Annotated in this window: 25 protein-coding genes and 3 tRNA genes; 19 read left to right on the top strand and 9 right to left on the bottom strand. The window is 69.2% G+C overall.

From position 1 onward, the window contains the following. Positions 1-110 precede the first annotated feature (110 nt). Positions 111-1,058 carry a class I SAM-dependent methyltransferase gene (locus tag A5704_RS03935; protein ID WP_067887491.1) on the top strand — a complete coding sequence of 316 codons (948 nt, stop codon included), beginning with the start codon at positions 111-113 and terminating at the stop codon, positions 1,056-1,058. A gap of 173 nt (positions 1,059-1,231) precedes the next feature. Continuing rightward, entirely contained in the window at positions 1,232-2,155 is a 924-nt protein-coding gene (locus A5704_RS03930) for an NAD(P)-dependent alcohol dehydrogenase (RefSeq protein WP_231968774.1), read from the top strand. 56 nt (positions 2,156-2,211) lie between these two features. On the opposite strand, the gene A5704_RS03925 is transcribed toward A5704_RS03930, so the two are convergent. Further along, entirely contained in the window at positions 2,212-2,979 is a 768-nt protein-coding gene (locus A5704_RS03925) for a TVP38/TMEM64 family protein (protein ID WP_067754743.1), read from the bottom strand. Between the two features lie 88 nt (positions 2,980-3,067). On the opposite strand from A5704_RS03925, the gene A5704_RS03920 reads away from it, so the two are divergent. Further along, complete coding sequence (locus A5704_RS03920) at positions 3,068-4,186, top strand: DUF2235 domain-containing protein (protein WP_067887464.1); 1,119 nt, start codon at positions 3,068-3,070, stop codon at positions 4,184-4,186. Between the two features lie 13 nt (positions 4,187-4,199). Next, entirely contained in the window at positions 4,200-4,760 is a 561-nt protein-coding gene (locus A5704_RS03915) for a phospholipase D-like domain-containing protein (protein WP_067783283.1), read from the top strand. Positions 4,761-4,773: 13 nt separating this feature from the next. Here A5704_RS03915 and recD read toward each other — a convergent pair whose 3' ends face one another. Genes recD through A5704_RS03895 form a run of 4 tightly spaced genes read right to left on the bottom strand, consistent with a single transcriptional unit; the run spans position 4,774 to position 13,977 of the window. Then, positions 4,774-6,483, bottom strand: coding sequence for an exodeoxyribonuclease V subunit alpha (gene recD / locus A5704_RS03910; protein ID WP_067887461.1), 1,710 nt, complete (start codon positions 6,481-6,483; stop codon positions 4,774-4,776). Next, positions 6,480-9,797, bottom strand: coding sequence for an exodeoxyribonuclease V subunit beta (gene recB / locus A5704_RS03905; RefSeq protein WP_067887458.1), 3,318 nt, complete (start codon positions 9,795-9,797; stop codon positions 6,480-6,482). Before recB ends, recD begins: the two co-directional genes overlap by 4 nt. A gap of 1 nt (position 9,798) precedes the next feature. Beyond that, positions 9,799-13,071: an exodeoxyribonuclease V subunit gamma gene (recC, locus tag A5704_RS03900; protein WP_067757380.1), complete on the bottom strand. Its 3,273-nt coding sequence runs from the start codon at positions 13,069-13,071 to the stop codon at positions 9,799-9,801. Positions 13,072-13,110: 39 nt separating this feature from the next. Further along, positions 13,111-13,977 carry a cyclopropane mycolic acid synthase family methyltransferase gene (locus A5704_RS03895; RefSeq protein WP_067757383.1) on the bottom strand — a complete coding sequence of 289 codons (867 nt, stop codon included), beginning with the start codon at positions 13,975-13,977 and terminating at the stop codon, positions 13,111-13,113. Between the two features lie 179 nt (positions 13,978-14,156). On the opposite strand from A5704_RS03895, the gene A5704_RS03890 reads away from it, so the two are divergent. The 3 genes from A5704_RS03890 to cynS are packed head-to-tail and all read left to right on the top strand — an operon-like array spanning position 14,157 to position 15,956. Further along, positions 14,157-14,672: a nitroreductase family protein gene (locus tag A5704_RS03890; RefSeq protein ID WP_067757462.1), complete on the top strand. Its 516-nt coding sequence runs from the start codon at positions 14,157-14,159 to the stop codon at positions 14,670-14,672. A gap of 25 nt (positions 14,673-14,697) precedes the next feature. Beyond that, positions 14,698-15,447, top strand: a complete 750-nt coding sequence (locus A5704_RS03885) for a class I SAM-dependent methyltransferase (RefSeq protein ID WP_067887455.1) — start codon at positions 14,698-14,700, stop codon at positions 15,445-15,447. A 53-nt stretch (positions 15,448-15,500) separates the two neighbouring features. Continuing rightward, positions 15,501-15,956 carry a cyanase gene (cynS, locus tag A5704_RS03880; RefSeq protein ID WP_067757393.1) on the top strand — a complete coding sequence of 152 codons (456 nt, stop codon included), beginning with the start codon at positions 15,501-15,503 and terminating at the stop codon, positions 15,954-15,956. Between the two features lie 195 nt (positions 15,957-16,151). On the opposite strand, the gene A5704_RS03875 is transcribed toward cynS, so the two are convergent. From A5704_RS03875 to A5704_RS03865, 3 genes are read right to left on the bottom strand one after another with little or no spacing between them, the layout of a single operon-like run. Continuing rightward, the gene (locus A5704_RS03875; RefSeq protein ID WP_067757396.1) at positions 16,152-16,847 is read right to left on the bottom strand and encodes a crotonase/enoyl-CoA hydratase family protein; all 696 of its coding nucleotides are present in this window, start codon (positions 16,845-16,847) and stop codon (positions 16,152-16,154) included. A 20-nt stretch (positions 16,848-16,867) separates the two neighbouring features. Continuing rightward, complete coding sequence (locus tag A5704_RS03870) at positions 16,868-17,701, bottom strand: hypothetical protein (RefSeq protein ID WP_067780481.1); 834 nt, start codon at positions 17,699-17,701, stop codon at positions 16,868-16,870. Between the two features lie 60 nt (positions 17,702-17,761). Then, entirely contained in the window at positions 17,762-18,475 is a 714-nt protein-coding gene (locus A5704_RS03865; protein ID WP_067780484.1) for an MBL fold metallo-hydrolase, read from the bottom strand. Positions 18,476-18,585: 110 nt separating this feature from the next. Between A5704_RS03865 and A5704_RS03860 the strand changes: the two genes are divergently transcribed. From A5704_RS03860 to rplA, 12 genes are all read left to right on the top strand, one after another. After that, on the top strand, positions 18,586-18,795 hold the full coding sequence (locus tag A5704_RS03860; protein ID WP_067757413.1) for a type II toxin-antitoxin system VapB family antitoxin: 210 nt from the start codon (positions 18,586-18,588) through the stop codon (positions 18,793-18,795). Between the two features lie 80 nt (positions 18,796-18,875). Beyond that, positions 18,876-18,948, top strand: a tRNA-Thr gene (locus A5704_RS03855). Positions 18,949-19,000: 52 nt separating this feature from the next. Beyond that, positions 19,001-19,074 (top strand) — tRNA-Met (locus tag A5704_RS03850). Positions 19,075-19,119: 45 nt separating this feature from the next. Further along, positions 19,120-19,287 carry a 50S ribosomal protein L33 gene (gene rpmG, locus A5704_RS03845; RefSeq protein WP_007167776.1) on the top strand — a complete coding sequence of 56 codons (168 nt, stop codon included), beginning with the start codon at positions 19,120-19,122 and terminating at the stop codon, positions 19,285-19,287. 50 nt (positions 19,288-19,337) lie between these two features. Beyond that, on the top strand, positions 19,338-19,817 hold the full coding sequence (gene hadA / locus A5704_RS03840) for a (3R)-hydroxyacyl-ACP dehydratase subunit HadA (protein ID WP_067887452.1): 480 nt from the start codon (positions 19,338-19,340) through the stop codon (positions 19,815-19,817). Then, entirely contained in the window at positions 19,804-20,232 is a 429-nt protein-coding gene (hadB, locus tag A5704_RS03835; protein ID WP_067274995.1) for a (3R)-hydroxyacyl-ACP dehydratase subunit HadB, read from the top strand. Before hadA ends, hadB begins: the two co-directional genes overlap by 14 nt. 3 nt (positions 20,233-20,235) lie before the next feature. Next, a complete protein-coding gene (gene hadC, locus A5704_RS03830; protein WP_067780489.1) occupies positions 20,236-20,733 on the top strand; it encodes a (3R)-hydroxyacyl-ACP dehydratase subunit HadC in 498 nt (165 codons plus the stop codon). Positions 20,734-20,877: 144 nt separating this feature from the next. Then, a tRNA-Trp gene (locus A5704_RS03825) sits at positions 20,878-20,950 on the top strand. Between the two features lie 147 nt (positions 20,951-21,097). After that, positions 21,098-21,553, top strand: coding sequence for a preprotein translocase subunit SecE (gene secE, locus A5704_RS03820; protein ID WP_067780491.1), 456 nt, complete (start codon positions 21,098-21,100; stop codon positions 21,551-21,553). Between the two features lie 26 nt (positions 21,554-21,579). Further along, on the top strand, positions 21,580-22,323 hold the full coding sequence (nusG, locus tag A5704_RS03815; protein WP_067757427.1) for a transcription termination/antitermination protein NusG: 744 nt from the start codon (positions 21,580-21,582) through the stop codon (positions 22,321-22,323). Between the two features lie 30 nt (positions 22,324-22,353). Next, the gene (rplK, locus tag A5704_RS03810; protein ID WP_066952006.1) at positions 22,354-22,782 is read left to right on the top strand and encodes a 50S ribosomal protein L11; all 429 of its coding nucleotides are present in this window, start codon (positions 22,354-22,356) and stop codon (positions 22,780-22,782) included. A 77-nt stretch (positions 22,783-22,859) separates the two neighbouring features. Continuing rightward, entirely contained in the window at positions 22,860-23,567 is a 708-nt protein-coding gene (rplA, locus tag A5704_RS03805; RefSeq protein WP_007167783.1) for a 50S ribosomal protein L1, read from the top strand. Positions 23,568-23,579: 12 nt separating this feature from the next. Here rplA and A5704_RS28190 read toward each other — a convergent pair. Continuing rightward, the coding region (locus tag A5704_RS28190; RefSeq protein WP_369827124.1) for a tetratricopeptide repeat protein at positions 23,580-23,738 on the bottom strand (159 nt) is incomplete at its 5' end.

Here is a 23,738-nt window from a genome sequence, read left to right as displayed (position 1 = left end):
TGCCGGCTCGCCGACAACTTAACCGGATAGCCGGTTACGCGATAGCTCCCACCCATCCGGCGCGCGTACGGTCGAGTATGTAGGCGAACTATCGATTCGAGGGGATGCGCGTGGCCAGGACGGAGAACGACAGCTGGGAGATCACCGAGAGCGTGGGGGCCACCGCACTGGGCGTGGCGTCGGCGCGGGCCGCGGAGACGCGAAGCGACAACCCGTTGATCCGGGACCCGTTCGCGCAGGTCTTCCTCGACGCCGCCGGCGACGGGGTGTGGAACTGGCATTCGGCACCGCAGCTACCGGACGAACTCATCGAGGCCGAACCCGAATTGCCGCTGCAGATGCAGGCGATGGTCGGCTACATGGCCTCGCGGACGGCGTTTTTCGACGAGTTCTTCCTCGCCGCGACGCGCGCCGGCATTCGTCAGGCGGTGATCCTGGCCGCGGGCCTGGACGCGCGGGCTTGGCGGCTGTCCTGGCCGGACGGGACGACGACCTACGAGCTGGATCAGCCCCGGGTGCTGGACTTCAAATTGTCGACGCTGACCGAACACGGGGCAGAGCCCGCGTGCAACCGGGTCGCCGTCCCGGTCGACCTGCGCCACGATTGGCCGACGGCCTTGCGCGGCGCGGGTTTTGACCCGTCGGCGCCCAGTGTGTGGTCCGCCGAGGGGCTGATGCCCTACCTGCCGGCCACCGCCCAGGAGCTGCTGTTCGACCGCGTGCACGCGCTCACCGCCCCCGGCAGCCGGGTGGCCGTGGAGGCGCTCGGACCGAAGTTCCTCGACCCCGAGTTCCGCGCCAAGCGTCGCGAGCGGATGGACCGGGTCCGCGCGCTGATGGCGCGCGTCGACCCGGACCGGCAGGTGCCGAGGACCGACGAGCTGTGGTACTTCGAGGAGCGCGAGGACGTCGGCGACTGGTTCCGCCGCCACGGCTGGAGCGTGACGGTCACGCCGGCCGACGAGCTGATGGCCGGCTACGGGCGCACGGCGGCCAAGGAGGTCGCGGATGCGGTGCCGGGCAACCTGTTCGTGGCTGCGGAGCGCCCGCAGAGCTAGAGCAGGGCGCGGCATCCGCGGTAGTGGATCGCGCGCTCACGTGGTAACGCCCTAGCGCACCGCCCCAGGTAAGGAGCGCCCCGATGCGGGTATACCGATTCGACAACTCACGTGGACTCGACGGTCTGGAGATGAGCGACGAGCCCATCCCCGCCCCGCAACGCGGTGAACTGTTGCTCAAGATCCGGGCGGTGTCACTGAACTATCGCGACATCGCGATCCCGCTGGGGCGCTACGTGCGCGACAGCAAGTCCGGTCTCGTGCCGTGCAGCGACGCTGCCGCCGAAGTGGCCGAGGCCGGTGAAGGCGTTGAGGACTACCACCCGGGCGACCGCGTCATGAGCATATTCCAGCCCAGGTGGTTCGGCGGCCCGCTACCGGCGACGGCGAACTCCGACAGCTACGGCAGCGGGCAAGATGGCTGGCTCACCGAATACAAAGTGGTATCGCGGGAATCGGTGGTAGCCACGCCGGACGCCTTGACCGACGAACAGGCAGCGACACTGCCCTGCGCGGCTGTCACCGCCTGGAATGCGCTGGGCGGCCCCACGCCGATCCGCGCCGGCCAGACTGTGTTGACCCTCGGTTCGGGCGGTGTCTCCGTCTTCGCGCTTCAACTGGCCAAACTGCTGGGTGCTCGGGTCATCGCGACGACGTCGAGCCTCGAGAAAGCACGGGCCCTGACGGCGTTGGGGGCCGACGATGTCATCAACTACCGCGACCACCCGCAGTGGAGTGAGCGGGTCCGCGCCCTGACCGACGGCCGAGGCGTCGATCGCGTCGTCGAAGTCGGCGGCCCAGCCACCATCGACCAGTCTTTACGGGCGGTCGCGATTGGCGGAGAGGTGACGCTGATTGGCTTCCTCAGTGAAGCCAACCCCGGCATCGACTACTTCCTCCTCAAGGGCGCCGGCGCGACAACCCGGTCGATCACGGTCGGGGACCGCGGCGATACGCAGGAACTGGTGCGCGCAGTCGGCGCCACGGGAATGCAGCCGGTGATCGACCGGGTTTTCGAATTCGATGATGCCGCAGCGGCGTTCAACCGAATCGCGGAAGGCGCGCACCTCGGGAAGATCGTCATCCGAGTGGGCTGACCAGCGTCGGGGGTTGCCTCGCTGCCTCGAGCCGCTCACCACCGCGACGCTGTCATCTATCGGTGGCGGCCGGACCGCTGAGGTGCATCGTCGTCGCCGCCCTCTCCTTGGGCGCCGCGCGCGTGGGCGCGCCACCGTTGAAATCCGCGGCGCGCGGCGAACGCGCCGACGATCGCCGACACGCACCACACCGCGATCGCCGCGTACGCCAACGGCGACGATCGGTTGCCGATCGACGCGCCCAGCGCGGTGTAGACGAACGCGCGCGGCACGGAACCGACGAACGAGCCAATGACCATCTGCCACAAGGGCACCCCGAACGCCCCGAAGGCATACGACGCGAGCGCATCGGAGATGCCCGGGACGAATCGCTGGCCGACGACCGCCCACAGCCCGCGCCGCTCGATAAGCGCGTCGATGCGGTCGGTGCGTTTGGTGCCCAGCAGCGCCCGGGCGCTGTCGCGCCCGGCCCGCCGGCCGATGAGGCTCGCGACGATCGCGGTGCCTACCGTCGCGCCGAGCGTCACGAAGATGCCGAGGAGGGGGCCGAACAGCAGTCCGCTGGCCGCGGCCAGGATCGAGCCCGGCACGAACAGCGCGCCGAGCACGGCCGACGCCAGCACGTAGGCCAGCGGCGCGGCCGGCCCCGTCGCGGAGACCACGCGTCGCACGTCGTCCACGTGGATGACGCGCGCGATGGCCACCAGGTAGAACATCAGGAGCAGGAAGGCGACGAACACGCCGAGGCGCACGATGTGGACGCGCCGGGATGCGGGTGCCGGTGTCGGCGCGGAGTCGTCGTCGTCGTCGTTGTTGTTGTCCATGCTGACCGCGATTCTTCCGCACCGTGCGCGGCCGTCGTAGAGTGCCACACATCAGGGAGTCGCATACCTGTGAGAGGCGTTCTTCGAGATGTCCGAGCACCCTGAGCGACCGCGCGGCAAGCGGATCGTCGTCTGCCTCGACGGCACCGCCAACCAGATCGGGGCCGGCAACCTCACCAATGTCGCCAAGCTGTTCGAGATGTTGGACAAGGACGATCCGGCCGCCCAACTCGCCTACTACGACCCCGGCGTCGGCACGCTGGCGCCCGCATCGGCGCACTCGTCGCTGTCGCGCACAATCGACCTGCTGATCGAGAAGGCGTTCGGCCTGGGCCTGAAAGGCAATGTGGCGCAGGCGTACCGGTACGTGATGCAGCACTGGCGCCCGGGCGACGCGCTCTACATCTTCGGCTTCAGCCGCGGCGCCTACACCGCGCGCGCGTTGGCCGGCATGCTGCTGCGGCCGGGGTTGCTGCGGCCCGGTTCGGAGAACCTGCTGCCGTACGCGGTCGAAAAGTACGCCATCAACCGATATTTCACCGAGGACGAGTACGCCCACTGGGCCGAGTTCGCCCGCGCGTTCTGCTGGCGCACCGAGGGCGAGCCGCTGTTTTCGACTGTGCGGCAGAACAGCCCAAATCAGGTCTGGCACCACGCGGTGCCGGTCGCCTACCTCGGCCTGTGGGACACCGTGAAGGCGGCCGGCTTCCTGAGGTTCGGCAACCTGCGCTGGCCCTACACCCGCTCGCTGCCCAACGTCGCGCGCATCCGCCACGCCGTCTCGATCGACGAACGTCGCCGGCCCTATCGCGAATACCTTGTCGAACGCCATCCGCTGGGGCTGGAGGAACGCTGGTTCGCCGGCGTGCACGCCGACGTCGGCGGAACGTTCATGCCCGATCACCGGCTCGCGACGATCGCGCTGAAGTGGGTCACCGACGGAGTCGCCGGCGAACTCGCGATCGACGCAGCGGCCTACCGGCAGCAGTGCGCGGTGACCGAAGACTTCGCGGACGCGCCGATCCACCACAACGGCAAGCTCTGGTACCTGGTCGGCTGCCGGCGCCGGCCGATGGGTCCCGACGCGCTGGTGCATCCGAGCGTGCTGGTGCGCCGTCGCGACAACCCCGGCTACTTACCGAACCTGACCGAGGAGGCGCAACGGCTCAGCGCCGACCCGGCCGACTGGACGTCTCCCGCGATGTAAAGGAGAAACCGCCATGGCACTGCGTTCGCTCACCGAGTTGGACCAATACAAAGCCGCGCCGTTCCCGCCCGGCTACCCCGACGACACGCGAACCTTCTACAGCCCGGTCGACCAGGTGCACGAGGCGCTCAAGGCCCTGCTGACGTCGGCCAACAAAAGCATCGTGGTGGCGATGTACGGCTACGATGACGCCGAACTGAATTCGGTGCTGCAGTCGGCGCTGAAGGACGAAAAGATGTACGTGCAAATGAGTCTCGACTCCACCCAGGCCGCGGGGAAGTCCGAGCGGGCTCTGCTGGCCCCGTGGCTCAACGACAAGATCGGCAACAGCATCGCCATCGGGCACAGCGAGAAGTCGGCGATCATGCATTTGAAGATGGTGATCATCGACGGCGTCGACGTCATCACCGGTTCGACCAACTGGTCCACCGGCGGAGAATCCAAGCAGGACAACCAACTCACCGTGATCCGCGACCCGTATGTCTGCGCGGAGGCCCGTTCGCGGATCGACATCATCCACGACGTGATGCTCAAGCAGATGGCCGCCGGCGCGCAATCCGGAGGCGCGCACTAGGGCGACGCCGCACTCAGGACGACTGCAGCCGCTGGGCCAGCCCGCTCGCGCGCACCGCCCGGCGGTCGATGGCCGCCCGCACCGACGCCTCGGTGCCGGCCACCCGGACCTTGGCCTTCGCCCGGGTCACGGCCGTGTAGAACAACTCCCGGGTCAGCAGCCGCGAATCCTCCGGCGGCATCAGCACCGTCACCTCGCCGGCCTGGCTGCCCTGGCTCTTGTGGATCGTCATGGCGTGCATGGTCTCGATGTCCGTGAGCCGGCTGGTCGCGAAGCTCAACGTTCCGGTGGCGCCGGCGATGACCGCCCGCAACCCGTCGCCGCCGACCACGACCACCCCGGTGTCGCCGTTGTAGACCTTGAGCCCATAGTCGTTGGCGGTCACCAACAATGGCCGGCCCGCATACCACGCGGACGACGGCTGCTGACCCGTCTCCTCAGCGAGCCAGCGCTCTACCTGCCGGTTCCAGTGCGACACCCCGTAGGGGCCGCGCCGGTGCGCGCACAACAGCCGGTGCTCGTCGAGTGACGCCAGCGCCGCCCCGGTGGCGCCGAGGACGGCGGCCTGCCGCACCCGCAGCGCGTGCGATACCAGCACCGGGCGCAGCCGGTCGGCCGGCCCGTCGGAATCGAGCCACTCGACGTGCTCGCCGCCGGCCCGCAGCAGCCCCATCACGCGGTCCGCGTCGCCGACCCGGATCGCCTCGGCCAGCGCGCCGATCGACTCGCCGAATCGATGCGGTGTGCGCAGCGCCGCCACCCGCACGTCGGCTCGCGCCGTCAGCCCGTCCACCAGGTCGGCCAGCACCGCGCCGGCCTCCACCGAGGCCAGCTGGTCGGGGTCGCCCACCAGGATCAGCCGCGTATCGGGCCGCACCGCCTCCAGCAGCCGGGCCATCATCGTCAGCGACACCATCGACGTCTCGTCCACGACGATCACGTCGTGCGGGAGCCGGTTGCCGCGATTGTGCTTGAACCGCACCGACGTATCCGGCCGCGAACCCAGCAGCCGGTGCAGCGTCGTCGCCGGCAGCCCGGCCAGCCGGCCCCGGTCCGCCGCGTCCAGCCTCTGCACCTCGGCGGCGACCGCCTCGGCGAGCCGCGCCGCGGCCTTGCCCGTCGGTGCGGCCAGCGCGATTCGGGGCCGCGGCAACCCGGCGCTCTCGGCCTGCGCGGCGAGCAGCGCCAGCAACCGCGCCACCGTCGTGGTCTTGCCCGTCCCGGGGCCCCCAGTAAGCACCGTAACCGCTTGCGAGACAGCTATTTCCGCGGCCGCACGCTGTTCCTCGTAACCCGGGGGGAAAAGCCGATCCAAGTCCGGGGCGTCGCCCCTTACCCCGGGCATGGAGAGCGCGAGCAGGTCGGCGCACACCTGCTGTTCCTCGAGCCAGTACCGGTCCAGGTACAGAAGTTCACCGAACAGCCGCAGCACCGGCGGGGACCCGAGCAGCGGGCTGGCTCGCACGGCGGCCATCCAGCCGGCCGGGTCGGGCCACGGCAGGTCGGCGGCGCCGACCTGCGCCGCCACCGCCCGCAGGTCCACGCACACCGAACCGCTGCGCAGCGCCCGCACCAGCAGCCCGACCGCCAGCGCGACGCCCTCGTCGGGCTCGCCCGCGAGCGCCGTAAGCCGCTGCGCCACATGGACGTCGGCGGCCTCGAACACGCCGGCGTCGGTGTACGTCCGCAGCAGGCCCTCGGCGGTGATCGCCTCCAGCGTCACGCGACCGCCCTCCCATCGAGCAGGTCCGACAGCTCGGCTGTCAACGAGGCGGGCGGCCGCCAGCTGAACACTCCCGACGGATGACCGCCGACCACGGGGGTGGCCGCGCCGCACATTCCGCGCACGAACAGGTACAGGACACCGCCGAGATGCGCCTCGGGGTCGTATCCCGGCACGCGCCACCGCAGGAACCGGTGCAGCACAACGCTGTACAGCAGCGCCTGCAGCGGATAATCCGAATGCAGCATCGCCTCGACCAAGCGGGGCCGGTCGTAGTCGGCGGATGTCAACGGCCGGTCGGGGTCGCCGAGCCAGTTGGTCTTGTAGTCGACGACCAGGTAGCGGTGCCCCCCGCCGTCGGGCACCCGCAACACGGCGTCGACCGAACCGGTCAGATAGCCGCGCAACGGCTGGTCGCCGAGCGGGGGGCTGGCCAGGCGGTCGGCATAGGACGCCAGCGCGTCATCGGCCGGTAGGTGCGCACGCAACAACGCGGCCGTGTCCGCCAGCCGGATCTCGGGTGCGGTGGAACGCAGATCGCCACCGGCGAGCGGGAATTCGAAGTCCAGCTCGCGCAGTCGGTCCGAGAGCCCGATGCGCCGCAGCGTCAGGTCGCCGGCCAGCGGTCCCAGCGGCGTGTCATGCATGGGCACCATGGCCGCCGCGAGCTCGTCGGCGGGCACGTCGACCGGCCACCACACCGAGTGGGTGCGGATGTGCGCCTCGAGCTCGGCGGCCAGATCGGTGGCCAGGGGGTCGGCCGTCTCGAGCACGGCGTGCACCAGCGTGCCGAACTTCGCGCCCATCGGCAGGTCCGCCATCGGCGACGGCACCTGGCGCCCGGACGCGTTCTGCGCCAACGGTATTTCGCCGGCCTCGTCGTCCAGCTCGGTGACCTCCGGCTCGCTGCTGACGCCCGCGCCCGCGGAGTTTTCCGCGACCCGGATGAGGCCGGAGTAGGAGGTGCGCCGCCACCCGGTGTCAATGGCGCGGTGAAAGTGGCGGCTGTCGAGGTCGGCCGGCACCGGCGCCGGCGGCACGGACGGCGCGGCGGCCACCACCGACCGCTCGATCACCGGGCCGCCCGCCGCCTCCCATTCGCGCAAGCGGTCCAGGGCGTCGTCGTCGGGGATCTTCGCCGGCTCGCATCGGTCGGGCACGCACGGCTCTGAAGGCCGCCGGCCGCGCAGCAGCCGCGACAGCCCGCCGTTGGGTTCGTCGAACGCCGGCGACCACCACGCGACGACCTGCGACTGGGCCCGGGTCAGGGCCACATAGGTCAAGCGGCTGTCGTCGCTGGCGTCCTCCTTGCGGCCGAGTACCTCGACGGCCTTGAAGTCCGGGCTGTCCTTGCCGCCGATGTGCAGGCAGCGCACGCCGGCGTCGTGGAACAACACCACGTCGCGGTCCTGGGTGTTGCGGTTGAACGCGAACGGCAGATACACGATCGGGTATTGCAGGCCCTTGCTGACGAACACCGTCATGATCTGCACCGCGGCCGCATCGCTGTCCAGGCGCCGGTTGCGTTCGGGCGCACCGGCGCGTTCCTCGCGCTGCCTGCGCAGCCAGTCGCGCAGCGCCGGCAGGCTGGAGCGCTCGCGGTGGGCGACGTCCTGCAGCAGCTGCGCGACGTGGGTCAGGTCGGTCATGTGGCGTTCGCCGCCGCGGGCGGCCAGCACCCGGTCGGCCATCCCCGAAAGCTGCGCGGCCTCGAAGATGGCGGCGACGCCGCGCTCGCGCGCGTGGCCGGCCCACTCCCGCAGGGTTTCCGCGACCCGGTCGGTCAGCGCGTCACCGCCGGCCGCCAACGATTCCGCGGTCTCGCCGAAGAACATGGTGGCCGCCGCGGCGCGCACCATTCCCGGGCGGTGCGGCTGGTCGAACGCCTCCAGCAGGCAGAGCCAGTCTTCGGCCGCGTCCGAGCCGAAAACGTCGGAGTCGCCGGTGTACACCGCCGGCACGCCCGCGTCGCACAACGCCTTGAAGCAGGCGGCCGCGTCCTTGTGCTTCTCCACGATCACGGCGATGTCGCGGGCCTGCAGCGGCCTGCCCGCGAACGTCGCGCCGGCCGCCAGCAGGGCGCGGATGTCGGCGGCCAGGTCGGCGCCGATGTGGGCCCGCAGCTCGTCGATGGGCAGGTTCTGAATCCCGCTGCGCCCCAGGGTCGCTCGCTGGACCACCCGCAACCGGAACGGGTCGTTGTGCGGGGCGCCGGCGAGCCGGTGGCCCCGATGGTAGGCGTCGACGTCGTCCACGACGATCGCGGGATCGCCGAGTTGGGCGCCCCGCAGCACCACCTGCAGGCGCTCGACGAGCGCCGCGTCGCTGCGCCAATTGGTGGCCAGCGTCCTCTTCTCGCCCGCCGTCTCGGCCGCCCGCAGATAGGTCACGATGTCGCCGCCACGAAACGCGTAGATGGCCTGCTTGGGATCACCGATCAGGATCAGCGTGGAGCGGCCGCTGAACGCGCGGTCGATCACCTGCCACTGGACCGGGTCGGTGTCCTGGAACTCGTCGACCATCACGATGGGCCAGCGGTGGTGCATGCGCACCCGCGCGGGGGAATCGTCGGTGGCCAGCGCGTCGGCGAGCCGGCTCAGCAGGTCGTCGTAGTCCAGGACGCCCAGCCGGCGCTTGCGGGTGTCCAGTTCGGCCAGAACGTCTTTCGCGAACGTCACGCAGACGGCGGCTCGCGATCCGGGTTCGGGGTTCAGCGGCCGCAGCTGCGTCGACGGGTTCTTGACGACCTCGCGCGCCAGGCGCAGCGCCTCGCGATAGGCCAGCGCCGGGTCGTCGCGCTCGCGCCCGAAGTGGGCGAGGTACAGATCGTCGACGATCTCGACGATCAACTCGTCGACGCTTTCCAGCAGCGTGACGTTCGCGGCGGTGTCGCCGGCCACGCCAAGTGACTTCAACACCAGCTGGCAGAACTGGTGGGTGGTGGCGATGGTCGCCGCGTCGAAGCCCGCCAGCCCGTCGCGGAGCCGCTGCCTGCGCGCTGCGCGTTCCTCGTCGGTGCCGTCGAGCAGGTATGCCACCAACTGGTTGTCGCCGGCGGCCGACGGGTCGTCGAAAGCCGCCACCGCGGCGACGATTTGGCCGCGGACCCGTTCACGCAACTCCTGGCTGGCGGCCCGGCCGAACGTGATCAACAGCATCTGGTCCAGCGTCGCGGCGCCCTCGGCAAGGTAGCGGGTCACCAGGCCGGCCAGCGCGAACGTCTTGCCGGTGCCCGCGCTGGCCTGCAGCACCGTGGTCGACCGATCGGCGGGCAGCGGGCCGAGCAGATAGAAGCGCTCTGTCACCTGCCCCATCTCAGGGCTTCCTTTCGGCCCGCAGCATCGGCAGCCAGACCCGCGCGGCGTAGGCGCCCAACCGGGTGTCTTCGCCGTCGAACTCCTCACCCGGCCGCACGGGCCGCATCAGATCGGACAGCCGGGTGTTCTTGCCCCAGGCCCGCAGGTGCGCCGGCTCCTCGTGCTCGTACTTCCACCGGTACTGCGCCTCGCGCAGCGGATCGTCGCCGCAGTGCCGCGCGGCCGCCCACGCGTAGGACGTCTTGATGGGCAACGGAATCGGCTCCCGGCGGCCCGCGTCGTAGACCGCCACCAGCTCGCGCAGCAGTGTCAGGGCGTCGTCGCGCGGCCGTCCCAACCCCTCGACCCGCGGGGTGATGCCCCGCTTCAGGCGGCCGACGCACACCGCCGACCAGTCCCGGCCCGGGTCGTGAGCGATCAAGGCCAGCAACGGGATCCACGCCTCGAGCAGGTGCTTGCCGTCCAGCTTGGAGTACGTCACCGACACCAGCCGCTCGCCGTACACCGGCGACACCGTGCCCGTGAGCCTGCGCCCGGAGCCGAGATCGACGTCGACGTCATACGCCCGGGCGTCGGCCCCCCGGTATTGCTGCGCTTTGGCCGCCAGCAGCGCGGCCTGGTCGCGGACTTCCGTCGCGGTGCGCCAGCCCAGTTGGCCGGGCGGCAACGTGCCCCGCCGCCACTCGGCCTGCCGGGCATCGTCCGGCGTCCACCCGCGCAGGATGTCGCCCAGCATCCGGTCGCCGACGGTCCACTCCTCGAGGGCGTCGAGGTCGACGGGCATCGCGTCTTGCACGCCGTCGACGTCCCGCGGCAGGGTGAAGTCCAGCGCGCGGAAGAAGCCCTTGACCGGATCCTTGAAGAAGCCGACGAGGTCGGCCAGGATGACGTCGTCGGCGGGCGGTGGCGGCAGCGGTCCCGCGATGAACCGGGGTGCCTCGCCCCGCTCGCCCGCGGCGACCCTGGCCGCCCGCAACACGGTCGGGTCGAAGCTGAAGGGCACCGTCGGCACCAGCCTGCCCGGGATGACGTTGCGAATGTCGAAGGGCTGCAACGGATGTTCGACCACGATGCGCCCGCGAATCTTCTCGCCCGACACCGTCATGTCCAGCGTGTCCAGCAGTTCGGCCAGCGGCACCGCCGGTGGGCGCGGCTGGCCCGAGTACTCGTTGGCGCCGGTGTAGGTGATCACCAGCTTGTCGGTGGCCGCGCCGACCGCGTCGAGCAGCAATTGCCGATCCTCGGAGCGGATGTCGCGTTCGCCGGTCATCGGGTCGCGCGCCAGCGCGTCGTCGCCGTCGACGACGCCGAGCCGGGGGAACACCCCGTCGTCGAGGCCGACCAGGCACACCACCCGGTGCGGCACGGAGCGCATCGGGACCATCGTGCACACCGTCAGCGTGCCGGTGCGGAAGTTGGCGCGCGTCGGGCGCCCCGCCAGGCGTCCCTGCAGCAGCGCCCGGATGTCGGGCAGCCGCAGCGGTGTGTCGGCCCGCGGCCCGGCGTCGGCCAGCGTCGAAGCGAATTCCCGTTGCATCTGGCCGGTCTGCCACAGGTCCGCGTCGTCGACACGGGTCAACAGCTCGATCCCGTCGGCCAGCGCGGCCAGCCAGTCGCGCAACGGCCTGGTGCCCGTGAGCGAGTCGACCACGCGCTGCAGCCGCGACACGAATTCGGCGAGCTGGCCGGCCAACTGGACGCGGTTGCTGCTGACGTCGTCCAGGGGCAGTGTGGCGTCGATCCAAGCGTGCGAGTCGTCGGACATCGCGACGCCGGCCAGCACCCGGTCGATGCCGAAACGCCAAGTGTTGTGTACGAAGTCGACGTGGTAGGGCCGTCGGTGCTCCTGGTCGAACCCCCACCGGATGTTGGCCTGGCGGACCCAGCGGGTGATGGCCTCCAGGTCGTCGTCGGTGAAACCGAAGCGGGCCCGCACCGGCGCGGCCTCGGCGAAGTCGAGCACCTCGCTGGCGGTCACCCGGCTGCCCGCCAGCGCCAGCAATTGCGAGGCGACGCCGAGCAGCGGATTGGTTTGCAGCGGTGAGCGATCCGCGAGCCGCACCCGCAACCGGTGCGCGGGATGCGCGCCGCGCACCACGTCGCCGAGCCCGAAGTCGGCGACGATCAGCGGCGCGTACGTCTCGATGTCCGGACACATCACCAGGATGTCGCGCGGCTCCAGTGTCGGGTCGTCCTGCAGCAGGCCGAGCAGGACCTCGCGCAGGACGTCGACCTGGCGCGCCGGACCGTGACAGTTGTGCACCTGCACCGATCGGTCGTCGTCGGCGAGCGTACGCCCTTGTGGCCGAACGGCATTCGCGGCGATGTCGGACTGCAGCCAGCCGAGCAGCGTGTCGGGCCGCTCCGGCGCGGGCAGGTATTCGTCGGTGCGCGGGTCGGGGGGCAGGCCGCGTTGCAGCTCGCGCAGGTCGCGCCCGAGCGTCGCCAGCAGGGGATGGTTCACGCTGCGGTGGCCGGTGTCGGCGCGCCGCGGGATCGCCCCCCGGGCGCCGGCCAGCGCGCGCCACAGTTCGTCGCTGGGATGCGGCAGCCACAGGTGCAGGTCATGGTGGGTGGACAACGCGTCCAGCAGCTCCACGTCGGTGCACGCCAACCGGGTGTGCCCGAACAGCGACAGCCGCCCCGGCAGGTCGGCCGGGCCCCCGCGGAGCCGGGTCACGGCCCGCTGATGGCGGACGTGCGGGGGATCGGCGGGCACCGCGTCCACCAGCGCCCGCCAGAGCTCGGGCTGCCAGGCCAGGTCGGGGTCTAGGTCGCCCCGCTCGCCGGCCAGCCAATCGGCGAGCAGCCCCGGACGCTGCCTGGCGTACGAGGCGAACAGGCCGGCCAGCCGGCGCGCCACCGAGTATCTGCGCCCGCGGCGCAGCTCGGCCTCCGCCTCCGTCGACGCGAAGTGACCCAGATGCGTTGCCAGCGTGCGGCACCACGGCTCGTCCAGCGAGCAGTCGATCACGGCCAGCAGCGGCCACGCCATCGCGTCGGGCGACCACGGGTCCTCGTCGGCGGTGCCGGTGAGTTCGGCGATCAGGGACGCCGGGCTGCGGAACGCCACCCCGGCGCACACCCCGTCACCGCCGCGGGCGCGGCCGAGCACATGTGACAGCCGCTGGCTGAGCCAGCGTTCGACGCCGCGCGCCGGCACCAGCACCAGTTCCTCGGTGAAGGGGTCGGTCGGCGGGTCGGCCAGCAGGGCGCCGAGGCCGTCGGCAAGGAGGTCGGTGCGCTCGGCGCGGTGGAGATGAAGCGACATCGCGGTGCCACGATAGCCCCGGACACCGACACGAGTGGGTTACTTGGCCAGCGTGAACTGATTGATGTCGATGTAGCCGTCCCGGAACGCCTTGGCGCAACCGGTCAGGTACCTCATGTATCGCTGGTAGACCTCTTCGGACTGGATCGCGACCGCCTCGCTGTGGCGGGCCTCCAGCGCCGCCGCCCACAGGTCGAGGGTGCGGGCGTAGTGCAGCTGCAGCGACTGCCTGCGGGCCAGGTTGAACCCCATCTTCGAGGCGTGGAACTCCACCATCTCGATCGGCGGCAGCTGGCCGCCCGGGAAGATCTCGGTGGCGATGAAGTTGTTGAAGCTGGTCTGCTCCTCGGTCATCGGCAGGCCGTGCTCGACGATCTGCTCCGGCGTCAGCATGGTGATCGTGTGCAGCAGCATCACCCCGTCGTCGGGCAGGACGCGGTAGGCCTTCTGGAAGAAGTCGTCGTAGCGGTCGTAGCCGAAGTGCTCGAACGCGCCGATGGAGACGATCCGGTCGACGGGCTCGTCGAACTGTTCCCAGCCCTGCAGCAGCACCCGCCTGCTGTGCGTGGTGTCCATCGCGTCGAACAGCTTCTGCACGTGGGCGGCCTGGTGCTCGGACAGCGTCAGGCCGATGACGTCCACGTCGTATTTCTCGATCGCGCGGCGCATCGTGCCGCCCCAGCCACAGCCGACGTCCAGCAGGGTCATCCCGGGCCGCAACCCCAGCTTGCCCAAAGCCAGGTCCATCTTGCGCAGCTGCGCCTCTTCCAGCGGGATGTCGCGCATGCGGTCGAAGTATGCGCAGCTGTAGGTCATCGTGGGGTCGAGGAAAAGCCGGAAGAAGTCGTCGGAGAGGTCATAGTGTGCCTGGACGTCTTCGAAATGCGGCGTCAGGTTCTCAGTCATGCCGGCTACGCGCCTTTCTGCATCCGGGGCCATTCAGCTGTACACGAGCGCGCGGCGCAGCTGGTTCACCATGGCTTCCCGAATGGGCCGGAATAAAACTTCGGCGTGCCCGTACGCGGGGAATTCCGACGACGTTACCCCTGTTTACCGGGGGTCAGGTGGAAAACGAGGAGGGACACATGGAGGCTTGGGACGCGATACGCGCCCGGCGCAACGTCCGGCAGTACCGGCCGGAGCCGGTTTCCGAGGAGGACCTGAACCGCATCGCCGAGGCCGGCTGGCGCGCGCCGTCGGCGAAGAACCGGCAACCGTGGGACTTCGTGATCGTCACCGACCGGGCGCAGCTGCAGGAGCTGTCGACCGTCTGGCAGGGGGCCGGTCACATCGCCGCCGCCGCGGCCGCGATCGCGATCGTCGTGCCCGTTCCGCCCGACGAGCGCCGGGTGATCACCGACAACTACGACGTCGGCCAGGCCACGATGGCGATGATGATCGCGGCCACGGACCTGGGGATCGGGACGGGCCACTCGTCGGTGGGGGACCAGGAGAAGGCGCGCGCCATCCTGGGCGTCCCCGGGGACCGGCTGGTCGCCTTCCTGCTCGGCGTCGGGTATCCCGCCGACCGTCCGCTCACCCCGATCCGCAAGCCGAACCGGCGCCCCTTCGCCGAGGTGGTCCACCACGGGCGTTGGTGAGGCAAGCCGCCGTAGGCTCGTCACCGTGCACGACCACCGGGGCGACTACGGAATCGACGGCTCGTTTCACACCCTCTCCGTGCGCTTGCAGGCGATCGGTCTGGCCGCCCAAACCGCCGCGCTGGCCGGGTGGGCCGCGCTGAGCTGGGCGCGCGGCAAGCGGCTGACCGCCGCGCTGGCGGCGACGTCGGCGGCCGGAATCGCTTCGAGCGCAACCCTTTACGTTTACGCCACGCGGGTGGGCAAGTTCGTGGTGTGGGCGCGGGTGCTCGACGAGCTTCGGCTTACGGGCGACGAAACGGTGCTCGACCTCGGTTGCGGACGGGGGGCGGTGCTGCTGGCCGCGGCGAAGCGGTTGCCGCGGGGCCGCGCGATCGGGGTCGATCTGTGGCATGCCGACCAGACCGACAACTCCCCGGAGGCGACCCTGGCCAACGCGGCGTTGGAGAGCGTCGCCGATCGCGTCGAGGTGCGCACCGCCGACATGACCGCCCTGCCGTTCGCCGACGCGAGCGTCGACGTGATCGTCAGCAACCTGGCCATCCACAACATTCCGACGGGCGCGGGCCGGCGCAAGGCCCTCGCCGAGGCGGTTCGGGTGCTGCGCCCGGGTGGCCGGCTGGCGATCGCGGACCTCTGGGAGACCCGTCAGCACGCCGCGCACCTACGGGAGCTGGGTTGGCGAAACGTGCGTCGCCGCAACCTCGGATGGCGCATGTACTACGGCGGTCCGTGGTTCGCCACCCGGTTGGTCACCGCGACGAAGCCGGCGTGAGCGCCGGCGGTCCCGGAGGTACGCGCCCCCGGTCCCGGGCATGCTTGGGGGCTATGAACAGACATGAGATCACCGAGCAGATCGTCCTGGCGCGGCTGAGGCGCGGCCTGACGTGGCAGCAGCTGGCCGACGCCATCGGCAGGCCGGTGGTATGGACCACCGCGGCGCTGCTGGGTCAACACCCCATTCCCCCCGAGCCGGCACGGGTTCTCGTGGAGAAGCTCGGACTGGACGAGTCGGTGGTACCCGTGCTGGCGGCGCCGCCGATGCGTGGCGGGCTGCCGACCGCGGTGCCGACCGACCCGACCATCTACCGCTTCTACGAGGCCCTGCAGGTCTACGGCGGCGCCATCAAGGAGCTGATCCACGAACAGTTCGGCGACGGCATCATGAGCGCGATCAACTTCAGCGTCGACCTGCAGAAGAAGCCGCACCCGTCCGGTGATCGCGTCGTGGTGACCCTTGACGGGAAATTCCTTCCCTATCAATGGGTTTCGGCGGCGAACTGAATAACGCTTGCGACCGAACCGGTAGACCCGGCGCTTTCCGGTGGCGGCGCGGAACCGGTGAAGTGACGACGCTTCGCGCGCGTGTCACACTGGCGTCGAGGAGGCGAAGGGAACGCGGTGGCGGCCAGCAGCGGCCACCGCGTTCGCCGTTCAGCTCATCCTTCAACGTCGCGTTGGCGCAGCGCGCCCGTGCGCCTAAAGGCCGAACTCGGCCTCGATGCCGTCGATCCCCGCGCGGATGGCCTTGAGCGCGTCGGCGCGGGCGCGCAGTTTGGTCGCGGCGTGGGCGTGCTGGCGCAGACCGGCGAATTCGCGCGCGGCCTCCTCGGCGCGGCTCACCACCATCTCCGGCAGCACGATCTCGTCGACGAAACCGGCGGCCAGCGCCGTCTCGCCGAAGAACGTCTTGGCCAGCCCGGCGGCCTGCTGGTACGCCGACTGCGTCAGCCGCAGTTTCATGATCTCCAGGGCGGCGTACGGGATGACCATGCCGATCGCCACCTCGTTGGCCTGAATGTTGTAGGCGTGCGCGGCCACCCGGTGGTCGCCCGACGCGAGCAGGAACGCCCCCATCGCGATGGCGTGGCCGGTGCAGGCCATCACCACCGGCTTGGGATGCGACAACAGCCGGTAGGACAGCTCGAAGCCGCCGCGCAGCATGTCGATCGCCGGCTGCGCCTCGCCGGACGTCAGGATCTTCAGGTCGAACCCGCCGCTGAACACCCGCTCGTTGCCGGTGATCACCAGCGCCCCGGCGTTGTCCGCCTCGGCCCGGTCGATCGCCTCGCCCAGGGCCTGCTGCATCGTCGGGCCCAGGGCGTTGACCTTGCCGTCGTCCATCCGGATGACCGCGATGGAATCCTTGAGGCTGTAGTGGACCGGGCCGCTCATCGTTGCTGGGCTCCTTGCCGTCACGCCGGCTGGCTGTGGTGTTTGCCCAGGTCGTCCGGGGCCTCACTCCAGCGCAGGCTGACATCGGTGGGGTCGTCGAGCTGGCGGGTGCGCCATCTGTCCTGCGTTTCCCGCACGGCGCCGTTGATCCGTTCGATCTCGCTGCGGAACACCTCGGGGCGGGTTTCCTTGCTCGCGTAGTGGAAGTAGGTGAGCAGGCCGCGCAGCAGCTCCAGCTTCTGCTTCTCCCGCTTCGCCAGATCATGGGTGGTCATCAGCTCGATGCGCTGGACGGGCGGCAGGGAATCCCAGTCGAGCGTCACCTGAGTTTCCAGCGGACGGCGGTCGCGTTCCCAGAACCGCCAGCCGCGCGGACGCTCGGGTTGATCGAAATAGCTGATCGTGCCGGTGAAGCGGGACTCGATGCCGCTGCCTATCTCGGCGCGGTCCAGCGCCGAATCCCACACCATCCGCCATTCCTGGCCGGGGGCGAGGTACGGCAGCTCGCGGGGGAGCCGCAGTTCGACGACGTCGGCGTAGCCGTCGGTCGCGTTCTCGTACTCGGCCACCGTCGGCGGGTTGACGAAAGAGAATGTGACGTCGTACGCCGCGGTCTGGCCGAAGTTCCTGACCACCAGCTCGATCACGTGCCAGTCGGCGGGGTGCGGTTCCATGAACATCGAGACCTGCGGGCGCGTCTGCTCCGCGGCCAGCCGGCGGTTGCGGGTGATCTGCCTGTTGGTGAAGACCAGGGTGATGGCGGCGAGCGCAATCGCCGCCCACGCCGCCCACGCAATCCAGGTGCTGGATCCGACGTTTGTGATCCCGTGCCAGCTGTCCTGGATCCACCCCATGGAATCCACCCTCCGCTTATATCACAGGCCGGTGGCCGGCCCGTTGTGGTCGAGCGACCGTCAGCCGCCCATCAACATTCGCCATTGGGCGAGGTCCGCGGCGCGATACACGTAGTTGGAACGCTTGACTTCCGACAGCGAAGCGCTCGGCTCCGCCGAATACCAGTGTCCCGGAAAGACCGTCGGGTCACCGGGCAGTGTCGCGAGTTGCTGCAGGCTGCGGTACATCTCGTCGGAGTCGCCGCCGGGAAAGTCGGTGCGCCCGCAGCCCTCCAGGAACAACGTGTCACCGGCGACCAGGCGACCGTCGAGCAGGAAGCACTGACTGCCGGGCGTGTGGCCGGGCGTGTGCAGCAACTCGATCTCGATGTCCCCGATGCTGACCTTGTCGTGATTCTCGTGGGCGGTGAGATCCCCGAGGCTGATCCCGGTCACCCGCGAAACCCATTGCGCCTCATGGGTATTGACGTGTACCGGCACGGCTTTGCGTTCCAGCAGCTCGGCCAGGCCCTGCAGCGAGAAGCCCATCATCGATCCGCCGACGTGATCGGGATGGTGATGGGTCACCAGCACTCCGGACAGGTGCATGCCGTCGGCCTCGAGCGTGTCGAGAAGATCACCGGCCGCGTACGCGGGGTCGACCACCACGCAGTCGCCCGTTTGGCGGTCGCCGATCAGGTAGGCGAAGTTGCGCATCTGGGTCGCGAACATGTCGCCGGCGGCGAAGTCGCGGCCGGAGAGCAGTTGGCGAAAGTACAGCCGGTCCGTTGACACGTGACCAGACTAGGGCGTGCTCGGCCGGGGGCCACGGCCCCGGCGTGAACTTTGCCGGACACCGCCCGCGAGCAGCGATTGGGCTCACGCCCGCTGGGTATTGTTGGCGCATGAGGAAGAAGGTCGAAATCGAGATCGACGTCGATCTGATCGACGAGGCGATCCGCCGCTTCCATCTGGCCGATGCCCGCGAGGCCGTCAACCTGGCATTGCGCACCCTGCTCACCGAGGCCGACGCCGACGAACCGGCCGAGGAGTACGACGAGTTCAGCGACCTGAGCGCCTGGCGGCCCCGTCCCAGCGGTGGCGCCGCCCCGTAGCGCCCGTGGGTTTGGTCCGGTTGCGGGCCAGGCTGTACCCTCTTTTAGGCCCGCGGCACCGCGTCCGATTCGGGTGAACGGCCCCCTTAGCTCAGTCGGTAGAGCGTTTCCATGGTAAGGAAAAGGTCAACGGTTCGATTCCGTTAGGGGGCTCGGCGGACGCCGAGCAGGCGTGGGCGGCCCTACCCCAAAAGGGGTGGCCAGAGGCGATGTAGCTCAGTCGGTTAGAGCGAACGACTCATAATCGTTAGGTCGCCGGTTCGAGTCCGGCCATCGCTACAACACAACAACGCGCACTTTTTAGAGAGTTGAGAGAGAACCGTCATGGCTTCCAGTACCGACGTCCGGCCGAAGATCACCTTGGCCTGCGAGGTGTGCAAGCACCGCAACTACATCACCAAGAAGAACCGCCGGAACGACCCGGACCGCATGGAACTGAAGAAGTTCTGCCCGAACTGCGGCAAGCACCAGGCCCACCGGGAAACGCGCTAGCGGCGACCCGCGACCCGTTATTCGCCCCTGACTAGGTAGATTTTAGAGCCGTGCCGTTAAGCGAGAGCATCGTCGGGATGCACTACCGCTATCCCGACCATTACGTCGTGGAGCGGGAGAAGATCCGTGAGTACGCCGTCGCCGTGCAGAACGACGACGCCATGTTCCTCGAGGAGAAGGCGGCCGCGGAGCTGGGCTATGTCGGCCTGCTGGCGCCGCTGACGTTCATCTGCGTATTCGGCTACAAGGCGCAGTCGGCGTTCTTCAAGCACGCGAACGTTGCCGTCCACGACGCGCAGATCGTGCAGGTCGACCAGGTGCTGAAGTTCATGGCGCCGATCGTGGCGGGCGACACGCTGTACTGCGACGTCTACGTCGACTCGATGCGGGTTTCGCACGGCACCCAGATCATCGTGACCAAGAACATCATCACCAACGAGGCCGGTGATGTTGTGCAGGAGACCTACACGACCCTGGCTGGGCGTGCGGGTGAGGATGGAGAAGAGGGATTTTCTGATGCCACTGCGTGAGTTCAGCTCGGTGAAGGTGGGCGACCAGCTCCCGGAGCGGACCTACCCGCTGACCCGCCAGGACCTGGTGAATTACGCGGGCGTCTCGGGTGACCTGAACCCGATCCACTGGGACGACGAGATGGCCAAGGTCGTCGGGCTGGACACCGCGATCGCGCACGGCATGCTGACCATGGGCATCGGCGGCGGCTATGTCACCGCGTGGATCGGTGACCCCGGCGCGGTCACCGAGTACAACGTGCGGTTCACCGCGGTGGTGCCTGTGCCCAACGACGGCAAGGGCGCCGAGCTGGTCTTCAACGGCCGGGTGAAGTCGGCTGACCCGGAAACCAAGTCCGTGACCATCGCGTTGACGGCCACCACCGGCGGCAAGAAGATCTTCGGTAGGGCCATCGCGTCCGCGACCCTCGCGTAGCCCATGGCGCTCAAGACCGACATCCGCGGAATGATCTGGCGGTACCCGGACTACTTCGTCGTGGGCCGTGAACAACTCCGCCAGTTTGCGTTGGCCGTCAAGGACCGCCACCCGGCCCATTACAGCGAGGACGCGGCCGCCGAACTCGGCCACGACGCGATCCTGGCGCCGCTGACCTATGCGACGATCTTCGCCAAGCTGGTCCAGCTCGACTTCTTCCGCCACGTCGACATCGGCATGGAGACCCTGGTGATCGTCCAGGTCGACCAGCGGTTCGTTTTCTCCAGGCCGATCAAGGCCGGCGACAAGCTGTGGGCCCGGATGGACATCCACTCGGTCGACGAGCGGTTCGGCGCCGACATCGTGGTCACCAGGAACACCTGCACCGACGATGAGGGCCGGGTGGTCCTGCAGTCCTACACGACGCTGATGAGCCAGTACGCAGAGTCGGAGAACCTCAAATGGGACCCGGAGTCCGGCCAGGTCGTCAGGACGGCGTAATTAGTATCTGACTCCCGCGTCGATGTACACTCGGACCTCGGGGTTTTCCCAGCATCAGCGCGCTTTCCGGGATTCGAGCGATCGGAGGGCGCGCGTGTCATGTAAGCCCCGGTAGGTAAGCGCAGGTTGGCCTGCCAACCGCGAAGGGGCGTAGCTCAACTGGCAGAGCAGCGGTCTCCAAAACCGCAGGTTGCAGGTTCAAGTCCTGTCGCCCCTGCTGAACGCGACGTCTGGCGACGATGCGGGCCGCACCGGGCCCGAGGAGGAGCCGGACAATAGAAAGGCGTGCCATGGTGGACACTGGAATAGTGGCCGTCCACCACGGGACGGCCCGCGGGAGACCGGCAAACTTAAGGAGCATGCGGTGAGCGACGAAGGCGACGCTGCCAACGACGCCACAAGCGACGGCGCCGACAGGGAGGACGACCGCGCGAGCGGCGGCCGGACCGCTGTGGTGACGCGGCCGCAGCGCCCGACCGGCAAACGATCTCGGCAGCGAGCGGCCGACACGGGCCAGGACGTCGACGTAGAGTCGGCGGACGAGGCGGAGGCCGCCAAGGAGGACAAGGGCGCCAAAGCCAAGAAGGCCAAGAAGGGCAAGAAGCCGAAGAAGCCCGGAGACCGTTCGGCCAACCCGTTCGTCTTCGTCTTCAACTACCTCAAGCAGGTGGTTGCGGAGATGCGGAAGGTCATCTGGCCGAACCGCAAGCAGATGATCACCTACACGTCGGTGGTGCTGGCGTTCCTGGCCTTCATGGTGGCGCTGGTCGGCCTCGCGGATTTTGGCCTCACCAAGCTCGTGCTGCTGGTGTTCGGCTGAGCGATGGATAGAGAGGACTGAAAACCGTGACTACCTTCGACGGTGACACGTCCGCGGGTGAAGCGGTCGACGTAGAAGAGCGCACCGAGGACGCCGAGACCACGGAAACCTCGGCGGCCGAAGCCCCCGAGGAGTCGACCGAAGAGGTCGACCCGGCGGCCGCGCTCAAGGCGGAGCTGCGCAGCAAGCCGGGTGACTGGTACGTGATCCACTCCTACGCGGGATACGAGAACAAGGTCAAAGCCAATCTCGAGACCCGCGTGCAGAACCTGGACGTCGGCGACTACATCTTCCAGGTCGAGGTGCCCACCGAAGAGGTCACCGAGATCAAGAACGGCCAGCGCAAGCAGGTCAACCGCAAGGTGCTGCCGGGCTACATCCTGGTGCGCATGGACCTGACCGACGACTCGTGGGCCGCGGTCCGCAACACCCCCGGCGTCACCGGGTTCGTCGGCGCGACGTCGCGGCCGTCGGCCCTGACGCTTGACGACGTGGTCAAGTTCCTGCTGCCGCGTGGCGCGGCCAAGAAGGCCGCCAAGGGCGCGGCCACCACCGCCGCCGCCGCCGAGGCCGGCGGGCTGGAGCGGCCGGCCGTCGAGGTCGACTACGAGGTCGGCGAGTCGGTGACGGTCATGGACGGGCCGTTCGCGACCTTGCCCGCGACCATCAGCGAGGTCAACGGCGAACAGCAGAAGCTCAAGGTGCTGGTGTCGATCTTCGGCCGCGAGACGCCGGTGGAATTGACGTTCAGCCAGGTTTCGAAGATTTAGAACGTTAGCTAGGAAGGAACACCAACACCCATGGCCCCGAAGAAGAAAGTCGTTGGGCTGATCAAGCTGCAGATCGTGGCCGGGCAGGCCAACCCCGCCCCGCCGGTCGGACCCGCGCTCGGCCAGCACGGCGTCAACATCATGGAGTTCTGCAAGGCCTACAACGCTGCCACGGAGAACCAGCGCGGCCAGGTCATCCCGGTGGAGATCACGGTCTACGAGGACCGCAGCTTCACCTTCGCGCTCAAGACGCCGCCGGCCGCCAAGCTGCTGCTAAAGGCCGCGGGCGTGGGCAAGGGCTCGGCCGAGCCGCACAAGACCAAGGTCGCCAAGGTCACCTGGGACCAGGTTCGCGAGATCGCCGAGACCAAGAAGACCGACCTCAACGCCAACGACATCGACGCGGCCGCCAAGATCATCGCCGGCACCGCCCGGTCGATGGGGATCACCGTCGAATAGGGACGAACACAGCTAGACGTGGGAGGGCCAGCTTCGGCCCGACTAACCACAACCAACCACGAGATTGGATTGATCGAATGAGCAAGAACAGCAAGGCATACCGCGCCGCCGCCGAGAAGGTGGACCGCAACAACCTGTACAGCCCGCTGGAGGCGGCCAAGCTCGCCAAGGAGACCGCGTCGGCCAAGCAGGACGCGACGGTCGAGGTGGCGATCCGGCTCGGCGTCGACCCGCGCAAGGCGGACCAGATGGTCCGCGGCACGGTCAACCTGCCGCACGGCACCGGTAAGACCGCCCGGGTCGCGGTGTTCGCGGTCGGCGACAAGGCCGAGCAGGCGCAGGCCGCCGGGGCCGACATCGTCGGCAGCGACGACCTGATCGAGAAGATCCAGGGCGGCTTCCTGGACTTCGACGCCGCGATCGCGACGCCCGACCAGATGGCCAAGGTCGGGCGCATCGCCCGCGTCCTGGGTCCGCGCGGCCTGATGCCCAACCCCAAGACGGGTACCGTCACCCCGGACGTCGCGAAGGCGGTGGCCGACATCAAGGGCGGCAAGATCAACTTCCGCATCGACAAGCAGGCCAACCTGCATTTCGTCATCGGCAAGGCGTCCTTCGACGAGAAGGCCCTCGCGGAGAACTACGGCGCCGCCCTCGACGAGGTGCTGCGGCTCAAGCCGTCGGCCTCGAAGGGCCGTTACCTGAAGAAGATCACCGTGTCGACGACCACGGGCCCGGGCATCCCGGTGGACCCGTCGGTCACCCGGAACTTCGCCGAGGCCTGAGTCGCGGGGCGGCTACCCGCCGCACTCGGCGATGCGCCGCCGCAGGAATTCGCGGCCCGGCTCGGAACCGTTGACCGCCAACGCTTCTCGGTACCAGGTGACGGCATCGGCCGGCCTGCCGGCGCGCCGCAGCAGGTCGGCGCGCACCGTCGCGACCAGGTTGGAGCGGCT

The sequence above is a fragment of the Mycobacterium sp. E735 genome, from assembly GCF_001666955.1.
In the GTDB taxonomy this organism is placed as follows: domain Bacteria; phylum Actinomycetota; class Actinomycetes; order Mycobacteriales; family Mycobacteriaceae; genus Mycobacterium.
This window is presented reverse-complemented; position numbering and strand designations above follow the sequence as displayed.